Annotated in this window: 13 protein-coding genes; 5 read left to right on the top strand and 8 right to left on the bottom strand. The window is 66.6% G+C overall.

Annotation, left to right across the window (positions count from 1 at the left end):
* Positions 1 to 154: 154 nt before the first annotated feature.
* The 3 genes from ACWDRB_RS60965 to ACWDRB_RS60955 all read right to left on the bottom strand — a co-directional run bounded on the left by ACWDRB_RS60965 (position 155) and on the right by ACWDRB_RS60955 (position 2,893).
* Positions 155 to 1,438, bottom strand: a complete 1,284-nt coding sequence (locus tag ACWDRB_RS60965) for a DUF6545 domain-containing protein (protein WP_449910897.1) — start codon at positions 1,436 to 1,438, stop codon at positions 155 to 157.
* Between the two features lie 2 nt (positions 1,439 to 1,440).
* The gene (locus ACWDRB_RS60960; RefSeq protein WP_449910895.1) at positions 1,441 to 2,043 is read right to left on the bottom strand and encodes a hypothetical protein; all 603 of its coding nucleotides are present in this window, start codon (positions 2,041 to 2,043) and stop codon (positions 1,441 to 1,443) included.
* Positions 2,044 to 2,302: 259 nt separating this feature from the next.
* A complete protein-coding gene (locus tag ACWDRB_RS60955) occupies positions 2,303 to 2,893 on the bottom strand; it encodes a hypothetical protein (protein WP_449910893.1) in 591 nt (196 codons plus the stop codon).
* A 555-nt stretch (positions 2,894 to 3,448) separates the two neighbouring features.
* On the opposite strand from ACWDRB_RS60955, the gene ACWDRB_RS60950 reads away from it, so the two are divergent.
* From ACWDRB_RS60950 to ACWDRB_RS60935, 4 genes are all read left to right on the top strand, one after another.
* Positions 3,449 to 3,736 carry a hypothetical protein gene (locus tag ACWDRB_RS60950; RefSeq protein WP_449910899.1) on the top strand — a complete coding sequence of 96 codons (288 nt, stop codon included), beginning with the start codon at positions 3,449 to 3,451 and terminating at the stop codon, positions 3,734 to 3,736.
* A gap of 166 nt (positions 3,737 to 3,902) precedes the next feature.
* Complete coding sequence (locus tag ACWDRB_RS60945) at positions 3,903 to 5,279, top strand: hypothetical protein (protein ID WP_449910891.1); 1,377 nt, start codon at positions 3,903 to 3,905, stop codon at positions 5,277 to 5,279.
* 4 nt (positions 5,280 to 5,283) lie between these two features.
* The gene (locus ACWDRB_RS60940; RefSeq protein WP_449910889.1) at positions 5,284 to 6,333 is read left to right on the top strand and encodes a DMT family transporter; all 1,050 of its coding nucleotides are present in this window, start codon (positions 5,284 to 5,286) and stop codon (positions 6,331 to 6,333) included.
* A 1,584-nt stretch (positions 6,334 to 7,917) separates the two neighbouring features.
* Positions 7,918 to 8,670, top strand: coding sequence for a hypothetical protein (locus ACWDRB_RS60935; RefSeq protein WP_449910887.1), 753 nt, complete (start codon positions 7,918 to 7,920; stop codon positions 8,668 to 8,670).
* A 255-nt stretch (positions 8,671 to 8,925) separates the two neighbouring features.
* On the opposite strand, the gene ACWDRB_RS60930 is transcribed toward ACWDRB_RS60935, so the two are convergent.
* Both ACWDRB_RS60930 and ACWDRB_RS60925 read right to left on the bottom strand, forming a co-directional pair.
* On the bottom strand, positions 8,926 to 10,074 hold the full coding sequence (locus tag ACWDRB_RS60930) for a CU044_5270 family protein (protein WP_449910885.1): 1,149 nt from the start codon (positions 10,072 to 10,074) through the stop codon (positions 8,926 to 8,928).
* Entirely contained in the window at positions 10,067 to 10,618 is a 552-nt protein-coding gene (locus tag ACWDRB_RS60925; RefSeq protein WP_449910883.1) for an RNA polymerase sigma factor, read from the bottom strand. Before ACWDRB_RS60925 ends, ACWDRB_RS60930 begins: the two co-directional genes overlap by 8 nt.
* A gap of 292 nt (positions 10,619 to 10,910) precedes the next feature.
* Here ACWDRB_RS60925 and ACWDRB_RS60920 point away from each other — a divergent pair, with 292 nt between their 5' ends.
* Entirely contained in the window at positions 10,911 to 12,647 is a 1,737-nt protein-coding gene (locus ACWDRB_RS60920; protein ID WP_449910881.1) for an IS1634 family transposase, read from the top strand.
* An 89-nt stretch (positions 12,648 to 12,736) separates the two neighbouring features.
* On the opposite strand, the gene ACWDRB_RS60915 is transcribed toward ACWDRB_RS60920, so the two are convergent.
* From ACWDRB_RS60915 to ACWDRB_RS60905, 3 genes are all read right to left on the bottom strand, one after another.
* Positions 12,737 to 13,318 carry a S1 RNA-binding domain-containing protein gene (locus tag ACWDRB_RS60915; protein ID WP_449910879.1) on the bottom strand — a complete coding sequence of 194 codons (582 nt, stop codon included), beginning with the start codon at positions 13,316 to 13,318 and terminating at the stop codon, positions 12,737 to 12,739.
* Positions 13,319 to 13,658: 340 nt separating this feature from the next.
* Positions 13,659 to 14,297: a CAP domain-containing protein gene (locus tag ACWDRB_RS60910; RefSeq protein ID WP_449910877.1), complete on the bottom strand. Its 639-nt coding sequence runs from the start codon at positions 14,295 to 14,297 to the stop codon at positions 13,659 to 13,661.
* Positions 14,298 to 14,773: 476 nt separating this feature from the next.
* A complete protein-coding gene (locus ACWDRB_RS60905) occupies positions 14,774 to 15,400 on the bottom strand; it encodes an NYN domain-containing protein (RefSeq protein WP_449910875.1) in 627 nt (208 codons plus the stop codon).
* Between the last annotated feature and the right edge of the window lie 1,213 nt (positions 15,401 to 16,613).

Here is a 16,613-nt window from a genome sequence, read left to right as displayed (position 1 = left end):
GTCACCATCCCCCACGCGGCGCCGGTCAGGCCCTCGGCGTGTGCCCCCACCAGCGGCGGGACGACGGCCGCAAGCAGGGAAGGGTGGCAGAGGTTCGACACGAGGCCGGCGATGCGCGTCAGGTTTCCTGATGGAGGGGGCTGGCCTGACCCGTTCACGGGGCTGATCTGGGGCTGTCCATGGCGCTTGACGTCTGGCATGCAGGAACCTCCTGGTGGAGAAGGTGCGGGCGTCGTCGCAAGCGGGCGTACTCCTGGGCCACCTCCAGCAGCCAATCGGGATTGTGAGCACGAGAGCTGAGTGGCCAGGTGGCCAGCGCATAGCGTGGTTTGGGGTTGGGACCAAGGCTGGCCAGCGTGAGGATGGACCAGCGGGCGACGGCGGCTGCTTCACGACGCTTGGGTGGTGCCATGGTTGCTTGCGCCCATGCGCGAGCTTCAGCGAGGGCCTCCGGTGAGCTGTACTCGCGCAGCAGGAGCAATCCGTCGTGGACTACCACGTTGCGGAGCTGTAGTTCCGTTTTCGCGGTGTCGCCCCGCACGCGTACGAGGGGAAAGACGCTGCTGATGTCTTCCCAAAGTGGCGTGAGGACGCGCAAGGCCCACCGTGGACGGGCCCACACGTGTGCCCGTCCGAGTGCTGGAAGCGAGATCCCGATGATGCCGACCGTGTTGAACGGCAGGTTGACGTACTGGCTGAATCCTGCCGACCAGGCGATTCCCGGCACTGGAGTATGCATGACCTGCGGCAACAGGTAGGCCAGGGTGTACAGGGAGCGTGACGTGGAACCAAGCGAGGCCGCCCCCATCACCAGGAGACATAACCTGACCCACTTCTCTTGCTCGTCGGGGTCCAGGGGGGTCCTCTGCCCTGTCTGTGCGAGCGTGGCCTGGGGGGACAACTGCCCGGCATGCTGGTGACGCTCGTTGCGCGCACGCGCCAGCCGCCAGAACAAGACCGCCACGGTTCCGAGCAGGATGCACTCGAAGGTTTCATAGAGGCCAAGGAAAGCGAGCTCGGGCCAGCGCGCGTACTGCTCCCCCACAGCGGCATACGTGCTGGTCAACGTGAGGTCGTACGAGAAAGCGATCACAGCCAGCGCAGTGATGACGAGGATGGCCGCGCCGAAGGGGTAACGCTTGCGCGCCCACCACGCTGGGCGGCCTTGCGCTCGCCAGGCGTAAATCGCCCAGGCGGTAACCCCGGACATCGCACCCACGGCCCCGCCCACCTGAACGACGAACGGCAGAGTCGCGCTACACGTAACGGTGGTCACCCACAGCCTCACCGACGAATGCTCGAAGGTGATGCTGGTGACGCCGGAAGCCAGCGCGAGCAGGATCGTCGCCCGGTCTGGGGAGCGTCGTGCCCCAGGGATCCGCAGGGCGACCGCCAGCCAAACGATCACCAGGCATACGGCGACGAGCGCCTCAGGCACCTCTATGCCCCTCGGAAGGGGTCTACGAGCGGCGCCGTCATGTGGGCAAGCAGTCCGCCCTGTGCCGGGATCCTCCGTGGCCGGGCTTCGACGCGTTCCCACAACAGGCCGGCGAACCCTTCGGCGCGCGCTTCTTCCTCGGACTGGAAGCCGCTGCGCCCCATGATGGATCGAATGCGACTGATGTCGCCGAAATGCTTGTGCAGCGTGGGGGCGAACACCTCGACAAGTCGATCTTTTGCCGCCACCGGGTCGAATCCAGCAGCGTGGTAGTCGATGAGGTGGCCGAGCTCGTGGCTGATGTACATCTTCTGCACCCACTTTGGGATGCCGTCGTTGCGGGCGTAGCCGATGACATCACGGATGACCCCCGGCTCCTCGGGACGCTGCACGCGGGTGTAGAACCCCGTATCCCCGCATCCCAGGGGCGGCTGGCCCACTTGGACCACTTTGGCGGGATCGAAGAACATCAGCTCCACCGTGAGATTCAGACGATGGCCCACCGCTCGGCAGAAGGCGCGAATGTCGAACTCTCCGGGCTGCTCATCAACAAGATCAAGGAACTCCGCGTAATCCTTGCGGAGGGCTTTAAACACGTGGGACACGCGATCCTCCTGGTGTGCCGACGGGCATCCGAATCCTGAGGATCTCCCTATGGTCCTTGCTTACCTGCTGGGCGATGTTGGGCGGGGTCCGTCGTCCATCAGGCTCAGGGGTCCCCGCACGGGCTCTCCACAGGTCTTTAAGCCGGGCATGCACGCGAACCTCCTCCTAAGTTGCCGGAAATCTGAAGCCTTGGTGTTGCGATGTGGAGACTGCGCCGAGGCGAGGTCGGGTACTTCTCGCGTCTCGTGGTGCGATCACTCATGGTCCGGAGGCACCGGATGCCGGATCGGTGGGTTCATCCCGCCCCGGAGAGAAATCGGGATCCGGTGTGGCCACCTGGAAGGCAGTGAGGAAGGTGTTGGCGATCGTGGCTCGGGTAGCGCCGGGAAGTCCGCGAGCGGCCATGGTGGCCCTCATGGCCGCGGCGAAGATGCCGAGATCATCGGCTCGTCTCAGATTCCGCAGCTCCAAGATCATGTCTACGCCGTTGGGATGGCCATCAAGGACTGCCGCGAAGATCGGGTTCACGTCTGGATCGTCAATCAATGCCTTGCGCGGGAGCTGGAAAGCATCGGCGATCCCGAAGACCGTGTCGATCCGCGGGTTGGTGATGTCACCCTCGCGAAGCCGCTTGACCGTGCTGACGCTCACGCTGAAGCGCTCCTGGATTGCTGCCGCCTTGTCTGCAGGCGTCCCGGCGGCCAGCTCGGCCTGTGCCCGCTGACGAGCCAGGTCTTTGGTGCGGTCAGCCAGGGAGTTCATGGTGAACTTCGGCGGTTTGCCGTTGGCGTCTCTCTGTCCCATCTCTTCCGCGACGGGATCAGCGATGTTGAGAAGAAGCCAGTCCAACCGAGCGGCCAAGGTCGGCGCGGAGCTCGGCGGGGGGCTCGTGGGCGGCGGTGTAGACACCTGCTCATCTCCCTAGTGCTCTGCAAAAACGGGGGCGTTTGCGGCCGCGAGAGTATCGCAAACACCACAAAAGCAAAAGCGCCCGACAGAATCAAGAGGTTTCCGCCTCCATAAACGGCAAGCCGAGCGCGATTTAGGGGGACTTTAGGTGGACAGCGGAGGGTCAGGCCGGGCGCTCTCCCCTCCACAAACGCAAAGGCTGGTTGACAGAACGCCTCACTGACGCCAATGTTGATCCGCATCAACGCCGATGTTCGCCCACAGCCGGTCGACACCGCCGAGGAGCACGCAAAAGTGATCCGAAGGCGCGCGCTCTTTAGCGGTCGGCTGTGAGGGGAACGGGCTGCCCGAGTACCAACACGAGAGGGGTACCGTGACGCTCAGCATCGCCATATCGCGCGTGTGGGTGCGCCTGAGACCCCGCTGGCGCAACACCGGCCTTGGACGATCGCCCCGGCCCATTGCGGCCAGCCCAACGGACGGCTTGCTGATGCGATGACGAAAGCCGCAGACCTTGTCGCACAGATCCTCGTCCTGCTCTCCCCGTCTGCGCCCCCCCAACAGCTGAACACCCAAGGGCTGGCCGACTTTCTCCGCGGGTTCTTCGGACCGCTGTTTCTGGTCACCGTGTCAGTGGTGGCGCTGTTCTTCCTGTTCACCAAGGAGATCACGCGCTTCGTACAGTTCCTGGTGATCGCCGTCGTCATCGGTGTGATCTTCTACGTGCCCAACATCATCGAGACTGTCGCCAGGGGAATAGCTGCGGCGCTGGGGGTCGCATGATCTCTCTCCCTGGGCCAGCGCCAGGATCGCTGCCGTCTTCCGAGTTGATGATCCGATGGTGCAGAGCGCCGCTGCGCTGACCACGATGTCGCCGCTGCCGCAGGCTGAGGACGGCCCTGACGGCGGCCGCCTTGGCAGCAGGCAAGCCAAAGGAGCATCACTAACCATGTCACCGACGCCGGCGTTCCCCTCAGCATCCCTCCCGGCGGCGGGTACCCGCCACAGCATCGACCCGCGGACGCCGTCGACCGCCGGCTCACAGCGCGTCCACCTCGTGCGCCTGCGCCCCGACGACCTGCCCGAACTGGTCAGCGTGCCTCTCGCACGCAATCCCAGCGGCACAAACCGGCTCATCGACGGCCTCGACCAGGTGGCCCGCGCCAACCCGCCCCAGACGTTGGCGCGGGCGATCGCCAACGCCGAGCACCGCATGCACGCCATCCTCGCCTACCTGTGGGACCGCGACCCCGTCGACGCCCTGACCCCCGACGCGCTGGTCGAGCATGACCTGCAACATGGCGGCCGCTCCGTCCACACCGGGCTTCGCCTCGACGACACCACGCGCTACGTCTGGACACGCGGAACACCGCCTCCCACGGCCCTGCACGCACTTGAAGAGATCACTGTCCTGGACGGCGTGTGCTTGGGCAGCGCCGGCGCCGTGATGGGCGTCACCGCCAGCAGTCGCCGAGTGCCGCTCATCGGCAGCCGCGGGATCGGCATCACCGAGGACATCATCGCCCTCGAACACGACCCACGGCCCACCTTGTCCGAGCACGAGAGCGTGCTGAGGCTGATCCCGGTGTGCGTGGGCCTGGCCCGCCGCATTCCCACTCCTGTCCCGGTCACCTTGTCCCTGGACTCCCCCTACCTGAGCTACCCGGTGCAGGCACTGGCGGCCGCCTACGAGGGACGCCTGCCCGTGCGTCTGCTCGCGGCCTGGTTCGACATCGCGCTGCGCCTCCATCACCGGGTGACACGCCGTCAGATCAGCGTCGCGCGCGCGGCCATCGCGGGCAGCCGCCCGCTCCGGATCCAGGTGCGGCCGGAGCTGTGGCGTGTGGCCCTGTATCTGCGGCGGGAGCTGGCCGGCGGCCGATTGCCCACCTTCGATCACCTGCTGGACAAGATCAGCCAGAGCGACCGGCTGTGGCAGCTGTTGATGGAGATCGCTCGCCCCAGCAACCCGCTGGAGCTCAGCTACCTCCTCTACGTGGCCGCTCAATGGCGGGCCGCCTGGTCCACTCCGGACCGCCCACGGCTGCTGGTCCAGGTGGAAGACCCCCGGGAGTGGCGCATCATGGACCGGGCCCGCCAGCTGGAGAGGCAGGTACGTCACGCAGCCGATGAACCCGTCAGCTTCTCGGGGGTGGCGCTGTACCCGCTCAACCATTTCTGGATCCAGCCTCCCGACGGTCCGGCGCGCCCTGACCCGCACCGCTACGACCCAGGCCATGTCGCCCTCCGTAGCGGGCAGCCCAGCAACCTGCTCGCCCTGGCCGCCGACACGTACGCCGTCCCGGCCCGCGCGAGAACCCGATGAGTAGATGAGTACAGGTCCACGCCGTTGCCCTCAGGGGATCACGCCCGGCCAGGCCCACGCGTGTCTGGTCGTCTCGGCCATGGGCTGGGCGCTGTACCCGCCGCTCAGCAAGATCGCACTGGCTGGTGGATTACGCCCAGCCCAGCTGATGACCCTCCAACTGTCCGTGGCCGCGGCCGCGCTGAGCATCACCCTGTGGCGGCGCGGCATCCCACACCGTCCCCCGTGGCGCGCGATCCTGGTACGCGCGCTGCTGGAACCGACCGCCAACGTCGGATGCTTCCTGCTGGGGCTGGCGGGGATCGCGGCTGCGCACGCCTCGCTCCTGCTGGCCGCTGAGGCACCTCTCACCGCCGTCCTGGCCGCCGTGGTGCTCCGCGAGCGGCTCAGCCGCCCGGTGTGGTGCGGCCTGCTGGTCTGCGTCCCCGGCCTGTGGCTGCTCATCGAGGAACCGGGGCAACTACACCTGTCCGTCGCGAGCCTGCTGGTCATCGCGGGAACAGCCTGCTCGGCGAGTTACGCCATCCTGACCTCCCGCGCGATGCGCACCGGCCTCGACGCCGTGACCAGCACTGCCGCGCAGCTGGGGATCGCGTTGGCCTTGCTGATCCCGATCACGCTCGTCGATGGGCTGCGCCACAGCTCGGATGTGATGCCCACCTGGCAGACCTGGTGTGCGGCTGGCGCCGGCGGACTGCTGCTGGCCGGCCCGACCGTGCTCTACTCCAAAGCCTTGGAGAGGGCGCCGGTGGGAGAAGCCGCCTTGATCTTCAACACCATCCCTGTCCTCGGCGCGGGAATCGGCATGCTGACCTTGGGCGAGCGGCTCAACACGGTCCAGACGATCGGAGGCCTGGTCGTACTCGCTGAGGTGGCCTTGGTCACCGCGTCAGGCAAACCCACAGGACCTCCCGGCCAGGGCTCCCGCGTTCAGGCCGGGCTGAGCAGCATCGACGTTCCGTCCAACCGCCCGGCACGCCTCCGACGCGACTCTATTGCTCTGAGGCGGATCCGAACCCAGCTGAAGCTTGGCCATCTGCGTCGACGCCGATGATGCAGGGGCCATAACCCGACAGACCCACCACGAAAGGAGCCACTCCGAACAGACACCAGCCCCTCGCAGCGCGAGGCGCGTACGAGTGCGACACCCGATCGCTGTTGCCTGCTCCTCACTGGTTTGGCGGCCTGACGAGAGCTAAGCAACACGGGCGTCGGTTCTGTACTGCTTGGCGGCAACGAACCCGCCCCAAGCAGGGCTTTGTCGTTGCTTTGATCAAGAGCTTGCCTGGAGGAAACAATAACACGCCGCGCTGCCGCGGTCTCAGCATGCCTGAACAATGAGGATTCGGCATGCCCTGAATCTGCCACGCCATCCTCTCCCGCCGCTCGGAGCTTCCTGCCCGAAGGGCATATCGTCGCTCCCGAATCCAACTTGTGGTACGAGGCCGTGTGCTACATCGTCAGCGACAGCGGCCGCCGTACAGACTGGCAACGCGGCGCGCTGCGCTTCGCCTGGCAATTACTCACCCGCTCAAGCCGGGACATGGTGACCAGCCCCAAGCGAGGCGCCACGTGGGCGATTCTGGCAGCGGCACTGGACGTGTCCCGGCGCACCATCGCCAACCTGATCGCCTGGTTCATCGCCCGCGGGCTCCTCCACCGGGTTCTACCCGGTACGACCAGACGGTGGCGGAAGGGAACGCTAGCCGGGCTGATCGATGACGGCCGCGGCAACGAGGCCGCGCAATACCAGATGATCGTCCCGGTGCGGACCCTCGACAGCGACGGACTTGACGACGACGTCGAAGCTGCCGATGAGGTGCCCTGGCCGTGTGAGACGGTCCTTGCTGCTCCAACTCGACGATTTCCGTCCTCGCGTGCCGCAGGTCAGCCACCTGTGGATCAATCTTGCACCCCCAGCCCCTCACACGCTCCTGTAGGTGAGTACCCTCCCCACCTCGGGCGCGCGCGGGAACGGCCTGATGCCGCGTCACTCATCCAGTTGTGGCCAGCCACCGTCACGCCGGCCACCAGAGCCGAGCAACTGCGAGCATGTGAGCGGCTACGCCACGAGATACCTGTGCTGGCGCGGATATCGGCCGGGCACCTGCGCTCGCTGCTGCGGCTGGTATTTGCGCTGGGTGCCACGATCAGCGACGTCCGGCATGCGCTGGACGTCAAACCCGATGACACTCCCTGGTCTCATACCGACACGCCCCGGTGGATGCCAGGCTGGATCCGGCACCGCCTGTCAGCATGGATCACGCGCGATGGACGGCTCGTCGCGCCCTGGCCTTCACAGCAGCGGGCGGAAGTTGCCCGGAAGGCGCGAGCTGAACGTGCCGCACTGCCTGCAACGGCCCGCGTGGAAGCCTGCGCACCGCGACGCGAGGCCGCCCGGCACGCGGCCACGTCCGGGGCGAGGTTAGCCCGGCAGCTGTTGGCCACCCGCTTGTCCTCGAACACTCCAGGTGAGGGTAAGCCAACCGCGTTTGGGTACAGCCAACGCCCTGGCCTTGCCACCGGGCCGGGAGTTGGATGCTTACCATGATCTCCTTCTGTAGCCAGAGGGCGACGATGCCAGTGCGGCATCGGCTCGCCCGGCTTTGGCGCCTGGCGCGAGCTGGCCGCGCACACGATGACCACCGAGTGGGTGCTGACCGGCCGGTTCCCCGGCTTCCCGCTGCTGTATCACTGGCGGGTGCTGCCCAACGCCGAGCCCGCCCCGCTGTACGGAGAGCTGGCCGACATCGATCGGGCGGTCACTTTCTGGGAGGGCGCGCCCGGCGTGCGTCGCCGCCTCGAGGCGCTGGCAGGGGCCCCGGCGAGCCTGACGCTCTTCCTGGAGTACTTCCCATACAACCTGCACCAGTGGCTGGACGAGCGGGTGCGTGCGGGCGACGCCGACCGCTCCTGCGCCCTGGTGGACCACGGGCTGCGTGAGGCCGTGTCCTTCATGAACGCGGGCGGCCTCCTGCACTTCGACGCGCATTTCGACAACATCCTCACCGACGGGTACCACTTCTACCTGACCGACTTCGGGCTGGCCGTGTCGACCCGGTTCGACCTGTCAGAGGAGGAACAGGCCTTCTATCGCCGGCACCTCACCTTCGACCGCACCTACACGCTGACGTACCTGGTGAACTGGCTGGCCGGCGCCTTCCACGGCGCCAACTGGCCGGAGCGCCGCGAACTGGTGCGGCAATGGGCGGCGGGACAGCGACCAGCCGGCGTGCCCGGCGGGGTCGCGACCCTGCTGTCGCGGCACAGCCCGCTGGCCACCGTGCTGAACGACTTCTACCACGAGCTGCAGAGTGAGAGCAGGAAGACGCCGTACCCGCTGGAGGAGATCCGCCAGGTTGCCAGACGGCACGCCCTGCCGCTCGAGTAAAGGTCACCCACCGCTTTAGCGAGGCACACACCGATCTGGGAGAAGCTCTGCTCTGGTGAGGCTCACTGGCCCCGAGCCCGCGCGGCCACTGCTTTCTCGGGTTACGGCGGCGTCACCCTCGCTCTAAGACCGTCAGTAGAGCGTCCCGGCTACCTCCCGAGTTCCGGGTCTACTCTGCGGCGGACGGGTCGCCTTAGTGCGCCGGGCTGAGGCGGCTTGGCGTGGATGGCCGGAGGCGGGGGCCTCCGGCCATGATCATGGAATGGGCCTGTCGCTGAGCCTGCAGCTACGAGGCCGATCCGGTCTGTCGTTGGTCCAGCCCGCCTCGGAGGCCCATGCCGTGTAGTATAGGTATGTGCCCTTGGCGAGCCCTTCGGTGCTCTCGGCCGCGATCGCCGCATTTGACGCCAGGACGGTGCCGGTCCTGGGGTCGAGGATGGTGGTGTACCGCTCGGCCACCTCGTCGTCCGCGCCGAACTCGGTGGTAAATCCCTCGCTCTTGATGAAGGTGACCGCAAGGCCTGAACGCCCGAGCGGGTCGGTAATCGTTCCGCCTACCTTGGTGGTCGGCAGGCCAGCCAGGAGACGGAGGGTAGCCGCCCGTACCGCAGGGCTGACCGGCATCTCCAGCAGCGCCGACGAACGAGACAGGAATTCTTCGAAGCTCTGGCTATCCGAATCCGCCTGCCAGTAGCCGCGCAGCTTCTCTCGCAGCCCGTCAACGTCGGCGGGCAGAGCCGCGAGGTCGGCCAACGTAAGGTCGCCCAACCGCCGGTCGCCGAACACGCCGCGCGGTTCGACGGCACGCGTATACACGCACTTGGTGGGCTCGCTGCTCACCCGCTCCTTCCTGCAGTCCGTGGTAGGTCTGCCCGGGCTGCACACTTGCTGGACCACCGGCGGGGAGCCGGCCGCCTTCCAGCTGCGCTCGTCGGCGGAGGTGGCGGGACGCACGTATTCCTCTCGCATCCGCGCCTGGACAGGATTGCGTGGATCACGGGGCTGCCAGAGGTCGACACGAGAGACGGACAGCACGTTGAACGTCTCCTTTCCGGCCTTCACCCGAATCAGCGCGCCGTTGAGCAGCGGTCTGCGCCAGTACGCGCCGCTCTGGGCAGGAAGCCTGGCGACATCGTCCGCGAGCCCGAGCAGGGCGTCGTTGCCGCGGGCAGGCACGATCACCGGTGCGAGAGCCGGCGTCAGGACCGACACCAAGGCGATGACGGCGGTGATGACGGCGACGGTCGCCACAGCGGTCCATCCCCACGAGACGTGGCGGCGCCGGACGCGCCGCACGGGCTCGTGCATGATCGCCAGCAGCCGGGTGTGTGCCCTGTCGACCACCTCCGGCGACGGCGGCGACGTCTTGGGGAGGGACCTGGCCAGCAGGTCGAACTCATCCATGGTTGTCCTCCAGAGGGTTGACGTCGCCGAGCGCCTTGCGAAGTTGTTTACGGGCACGGTTGAGGCGGGACGCGACCGTGCCGGCCGGGATGTTCAGGGCGGTGGCGACCTCGGCGTGGCTGAGGCCGCCCAGCGCATGGAGCAGGACGACGTCGCGGTCCCTGCGGTTGAGCCCGGCCAGTGCGCCTGCCAGCCTGCCGGTCGACTCACTGGCCGCCACCCGCGTCAAGGTGGCGTCCTCATGGCTGTGCTCCGGCCGCTCCGCCGTCCGGCTGAGTGCCTTCCACTTGCGCATCTCACTCCGGTGGTGCCGCGCGATGAGATGGGTGGCGATCCCGTACAGCCAGGGCCGCACCGCGCCGCGCGAGGCGTCGTAGCCTCCCCGGTACGCCGCCAGGAACACCTCTGCGGCCAGATCGTCGGCAATGTCTTCGGTCAGCCGCCCGGCGATGTAGCGATGGATTCCCGCGAAGTGCGTGGTAAAGATTTCCTCCCACCCGGCCCGGAGATCAGGCGGGTCGGTGAGGTCGGGTGGTGTAGCCATGCAGGCAACTCCGCTGAGGTCGGGTGATGCTGTAGGTGCTGAACACCTCTTGTTGCCCGAAGCCTTGCAGTGCTTTCACGCGGCGGCCTTGACCAGGGAACGTCAGTCGTTCTCGCGCGGGCGCTCATCCCGGGTTCCGCAGCTCGTAGTCACACGTGGCGAATGGACAGCGAGAATCTGCAGATAGATGGCCTGTAGTAAGCTTCGAGGTGCCGCGAAGGGCCGAGAGTGTAGTAACACGACTTTGAAAATTTCTGGTACGCGAGCTCATGCTTCGTAATTTTGTGTAGGCATGTACTTGCGGTTCACGCAGCGAGCCAACGCCGACGGCAGCGTCGTCCGATACGTCGCGCTGGCGCACAACCGTCGTGTGGACGGCAAGATCAAGCCCGACGTGCTGATGAACTTGGGCCGTGTGGACCGCCTGGACGTGGGCGGCCTGCTCGGGTTGGCGGCCTCCATCCGTAAGCACTTCGGCGGCGGCCTGGACGACTCCGGCCAGGCCGATGACGCGGCTGATGATGCCGTCGAGGTCGGTCGGCATGCCGGCAGTGCGCCGATCGAGGTGGTCGATTCCCGTCCTATCGGCGCCGTCTGGCTGCTGGAGGGCCTATGGCGGCAACTGGCCGTCGCCTCGGCGATCAAGACGGCGGCCGACGGCCGGCGCTTCACCACCAACATGGAACGGGTGCTGTTCGCGCTGGTCGCCAACCGCGCGATCGCGCCGATGAGCAAGCCGTCGGCCGCCGAATGGGCCAGCCAGGACGTGATCATCCCCAACCTGGCGGCGATGGATGATGATCAGGCCTATCGAGCGATGGACCTGCTGGTGGAGGCCGACACCCAGGGCGAAGTACAGGAGGCGGTGTTCTTCGCCGTCGCCCACCTGCTCAACCTCGAAGTCGACCTGCTGTTCTTCGACACCACCTCCACCTACTTCGAACGCGACGAGGAAGAGACCGGCCAGAGCGCGTTTCGCACCTATGGCAAGTCCAAGGACCATCGCGACGACCTACCGCAGATCGTCATCGGGCTGGCGGTCACCCGCGAGGGCATCCCGGTCCGCGTGTGGTGCTGGCCCGGTCATACCAACGACCAAAGCGTGCTGGCCGAGGTCAAGGACGACATGCGCGCCTGGAAGCTGGGCCGCGTGATCACCGTGGTCGACCGCGGCTTCTCCTCCGCCGACAACCTGGCCTACCTGCGCCGCGCGGGCGGTCACTACATCGCCGGGATGCGCATGCGTGACGGCGGCGCCCTGGTCGAGCAGGCCTTGTCCCGTCAGGGCCGCTACCAACAGGTGCGCGACAACCTGCGGGTCAAGGAAGTCCGCCTCGACGGCGCCGGCGACGTGCGGTTCATCATCTGCCACAACCCCGATCAAGAACAGCGCGACCAGCAGCACCGCGAGCAGGCGATCGTGCGGATCGAGGCCGAGTTGGAGCGGATCAAGGCCCAGCGCGCGCGGGAAGTCGGGCGGGAGATGAGCGCCAAGGCCCGCGAGAAGGCCGAGGCCGGCCACGTCCGGGCCGAGTGCGCGCTGCGCGACCATCCCACGCTCAAGCGGTGGATCCGTCAGCAGAAGAACGGACGCCTGGTCATCGACCGGGCCAGGGTCAAGGCCGAAGAACGGCTGGACGGCAAGTACCTGCTGGCCACCAGCGATCCCGGTATCAGCGCCGAAGACGCCGCACTTGGCTACAAAAACCTCCTCGAAGCCGAGCGAGGCTTCCGGGACATGAAGTCTGAACTGCTCCTGCGCCCGGTCTTCCACCGGCTCGAACATCGCATCCGCGCGCACGTGCTGATCTGCTGGCTCGCCCTGCTGCAGACCCGGGTCGCCGAACGCGGATGCGGGCAAAGATGGCCACGGATCAACCGCGAATTGTCCCGTCTGTCGCAAGTCACCCTCGCCGGGCCGGCTGGAACCGTCGTCCACACGACCCCGCTGCGACCCGCACAACGAGCCGTCTACCAGGCACTTTCCATCACGCCGCCATCCCGAGTTTCCGTCTTCGAACCGGCCTGACCCGACCAGCACCTGGCTGCGGAGGGCGTAGGCACACGACCCTCTACGGCCCTGCACGCGTTCCTCGAGGTCAACCCTCAATTTCAGGCTCACGTGTGACTACCAACTGCGGAACCCGGGAGCAGGTCGATCTCGGTGATGGTCACGGTGCTCTCGTCACCGATCTGAACCCCGTCGCCTGACGCCTCGACAGTCGGACCGGCGAGTTTGCTGAGACGGACCAAGCCTTCGACGCCGTGGGCCACGCGGACGAAGATGCCGAAGGGCACCACTTGGGTGACCGGGCTGTGCAGGATCTGCCCCACGTGAGCATGTCGCGCGAACTGCTGGAACGGGTCGGGCCGGGTGGAGCGCAGCGACAGGCGGGCTTCGACGTTGTGGGTGTCGAAGCTGAGGAATTCGCAGCTGATGTGCTCTCCCACGGAGACGACCTGGGTTGGGTCCTCTCCGTGGCGCCAGGACAGCTCGGGTATGGCGATGAAGCCGACGCCGGGAAAGGCAGGATGGTCGGGTGCGTCGTCCAGATCGACAAAGACACCGAAGAGATCGATGGCCGCAACGGTGCCGGACAGCCGCTGTCTCGGACGCAGCACCTCAAGATAGGCCCATAGCTGGGGGTTCTCAGTCCTTACGAATCCTGCGAGGGATTGATCGTCTTCCGCTGCCCCCATGGCTCCAAGGCTCCCACGAACGCCTGGAGATCCGCGCGCCCCCACTCAGCCACCAAGCACGACTGGGAGCCGCCATCTACAACTGGGGGTCGCAAAGATGCGTTCGACGGGCGCAGAGGCCACGCTCATGCGGCGTCTGCGGTCATCCTTTTGAATGACCGTCGAGGAGAGCGCGAGGGCGGAGCGAAGTCCTCTGGCCAGCCGTGTTCCGCCGGCGACCGACCTGAGTTGGCGGGCAAGGATCGGGTTCACTGCGAGGCGGGAGCTGCTGACCGCCGGGGACAGGGTGCTTGGTCGACGTCCGGCCGGGAATGCTGTCACGCGCGACGGTCCAGCCCGGCTAGCGCTGGCAGCGCCCGTAGTCGACCACGAACGTCCCACCGCCTGCCGCGCCCGCGCCGGCCGGGTTCGCCGCTCCCGCCGCCGCGCCGATGCCCACGTCGCTCAGCGTCGGGCTGAGGACGATCTGGCGGTGGCCGTACGTGCTGACGTACACCCACCAGTGGACGGCGGCCCGCGGTGTGCCCGATCCGCCCCAGCCGGTGTAGGTGGTCTCGGCGTAGGCCCAGGACAGGGGGTTCGGGCAGTAGCCCGCGCCCGTTATCCGGCTGAACGGCGTCGAACCGGTCTGCGGGTTGGTGTGCGAGTCGGCGCCCGGCCGCCACCACTTCAGGGTCGCGGCGGCGCTGGCGTGCGCGGCCGCCGCGGCGTCGAGTTGGCTGTTGCGCGTGAGCGGGGTCAGCCCGGCCTTGGCGCGCTCGGCGTCGATGAGGCAGTGCATCGCCTGTCGCACCATTGTGAGGTTGCCGCTGGTGGGAGCCTGGTCGTAATACGGTGATGCGGCTGCGCAGTTCGGCGCGGCAGTGGCCGGGGCGCTCGCCATGGCGCTTAGTGCCGTGAGGCCGAGGGTGGCGGCACCGAGCAGGCGGACGGCGGGGCGCTGGGGCCGCCGCCAGATGGAGGGCGACAGATCGCTCATGAGAGGACTCCCTTCGTTGGGCCTCCAGTGAAACGGCAGCTCCCGGGCGGGCGCCTGAGTAGGCCCTACTCAGATGTCTGCAGGCCGAAGCCCGCCGGAGCGCGTTGTTGCCGCCGAGGGTGGCCAGATGAGCCCGAAGGACGTGGTACCCGCGCTTTGAGAGGCACGGATTCAGTGGATGCGGCCCGGTGCGCTGGACAGGGGCGCAGACGTAGCCAACGAACGCCGCAGCCGGGCGGGATCAGCGGCCCCACCCGAAGCCGGTGCTATCGCAGATCCTCGGCGGCCAGGGCGGCTGAGTGCTGTCCTCGCCCGATCTTGCAGGCGACCACGACACTCCTTACGGAAAGTCATCGTCATGTGACGACAGGTGACTTGACTGGGCCTGCGGGCCCGCTGGTACTGTTTACAGCGATTCCCCTACCCGCTTCGGTGGGTAGGTGCAGGCCCCGCCTCCGGGCGGGGCCTTTGCGCTGTCACCACTTGACAGGTCGGCGAATCTCTCCCGACCCGTCCTGCAGGACGTCGGGAAACTGCGAGTTTTTGAGCGCGTTCGGCTTGATCTGCTTGAAGAAGCGCGGAGACAACGCCAGCAGGTCACGACTGCGAAACCTGGGGTTATGCGGATTCACCAACCCTACCGGGACGTCGAGCTCTTCGATCAACATCCGGATCGGCTCTCTCAGATCGGAATCGTTACTGACGACAACGGCCATCTCGCAATCTTCCCGGAAGGCATCCAGCAACAGATGGCTCGCGAGATTGACATCGGAGCCCTTCTCCTCGGTCTTGATCACCTTCACCGTACGAGGACCCAAGGGATCAGGCGCCGCGAGCGGCATGCGTGGCTTAGTCTCCTGGAAATTCCCATAATGAACTGAAACGTGCGGAATGGTTCCCAAAGCGCGCAGGTACATGTCCTGACGAGTCGGGCTGTCAGGGTCCCCCGGCCGCGCCGTGATGCGAGCGGTGAAATACTTGATCCGGTTGATGTCATCCCGGGGCAGAAGCTTGATGCACAGCGCAGAAAGGTCCAGCCACTTGTGCGACGTGCCCTTGAGGCAGCCGTAGTAAAGATTGAAGCCGTCTACGTAAACATTCACGCGCATCGCTCCTCCCCTCCAGAGCAACTCGGGCCCGGGGATGGGGCCATGGGAGTTAAACCATGATACGGCGTGGTCATGACACTCTCACGCCGAGTAACATTTCCTGCCAAAAGGAGCAAAGCGCATGAATATTGCATTCCCCTGCATCTCCGCTGATGGCTTGATGGAATTTATCCGGACATGTACTACCCGGGATGTCCGCTTGGCCCTGATTCAACGGGGTCGCCGAGCAGCGCGGCACCGACGGCGGTCAATGTTCGCGCCGCATGACCAACCTGGCGCCACAGCCACCCTTGAGGAAGGCTTCGCGGACCCGTCCGAATCCGCTGTCATGTCCAGGTACGGAATGAGCGAGGTGATTGTCTTCTGCACACCTACCCGCATGCTGGCCAAGGTCAAGATCAAGGACACCATGCACGGCGGATGGGCGCGCCGCCGCCCAGGCATCCGGTGACAGGGTGTCGGTGGTCGGCGGTATGCCCGCCGTCCTCCAGGAATCGCTATTCAGGCGACCGTGGAGGCACCCAAGAGAAATCGGTCACGTAATGATCAGACGGTGACCTGCGGGCGCGTGGCCGGATCGGTGATCGTCTACCGCGGGCGATCATCTGCACGCTCTTACCCGTCGCGCAGCTCAACCCAGGGCACAATCGTCTCGAGCCCATGCAGTTGGTAGATGCTGGGCAGGCGGTGGCGCGCCTGTTCCGGGTGATCTTGTCCCAGGCTTCGGCGCAGGAGCAGCCGGGCGGCCAAAGACCGGATGTCAAAGGGGGGCAAACGCGGGGGCCATCGCCAGCGACCACCCAGCGCTGTGAACGGGCCGCGAGGTCTGTGGGTGTACCGTGACCCGGAACCAGTAAGATCCGCCAGTGTTTCGAGAAAGGCCCGGGCGGGCTGACATATCGGTAGATCACTCGAACGACAGCACACCGGGTGAGGCCCGGTCAGATGTCGTGCTGCGCGGCAGCCCGTCGCGCTGGACCACCCAGTTCGCGGAAGCGCCGCATCCCGCGCACGGCGAGCGGTTTGCAGCGCACACCGTGCGAAGGCTTCGCATACCGCCCTGGAAGGGCCTCCGCCACGAGGCGAGCGCCAGTGTGACCGCCCACCTCACTCCGCCACCTGCCACGCACGCACGACCACGGCAGCTCCGCCGCGCTGGACGGAACTGCCCGCGTGGCTGAGCACAGCAGAGGAAGGCCTGGATGGT

The sequence above is a fragment of the Nonomuraea sp. NPDC003707 genome, from assembly GCF_053587055.1.
This window is presented reverse-complemented; position numbering and strand designations above follow the sequence as displayed.

Bases quoted from the DNA above. Each gene is read 5' to 3' on its own strand.
- ACWDRB_RS60950 (WP_449910899.1), top strand. From the start codon at position 3,449: ATGACGAAAGCCGCAGACCTTGTCGCACAGATCCTCGTCCTGCTCTCC.
- ACWDRB_RS60945 (WP_449910891.1), top strand. From the start codon at position 3,903: ATGTCACCGACGCCGGCGTTCCCCTCAGCATCCCTCCCGGCGGCGGGT.
- ACWDRB_RS60940 (WP_449910889.1), top strand. From the start codon at position 5,284: ATGAGTACAGGTCCACGCCGTTGCCCTCAGGGGATCACGCCCGGCCAG.
- ACWDRB_RS60935 (WP_449910887.1), top strand. From the start codon at position 7,918: ATGACCACCGAGTGGGTGCTGACCGGCCGGTTCCCCGGCTTCCCGCTG.
- ACWDRB_RS60930 (WP_449910885.1), bottom strand. From the start codon at position 10,074: ATGGATGAGTTCGACCTGCTGGCCAGGTCCCTCCCCAAGACGTCGCCG.
- ACWDRB_RS60925 (WP_449910883.1), bottom strand. From the start codon at position 10,618: ATGGCTACACCACCCGACCTCACCGACCCGCCTGATCTCCGGGCCGGG.
- ACWDRB_RS60920 (WP_449910881.1), top strand. From the start codon at position 10,911: ATGTACTTGCGGTTCACGCAGCGAGCCAACGCCGACGGCAGCGTCGTC.
- ACWDRB_RS60915 (WP_449910879.1), bottom strand. From the start codon at position 13,318: ATGGGGGCAGCGGAAGACGATCAATCCCTCGCAGGATTCGTAAGGACT.
- ACWDRB_RS60910 (WP_449910877.1), bottom strand. From the start codon at position 14,297: ATGAGCGATCTGTCGCCCTCCATCTGGCGGCGGCCCCAGCGCCCCGCC.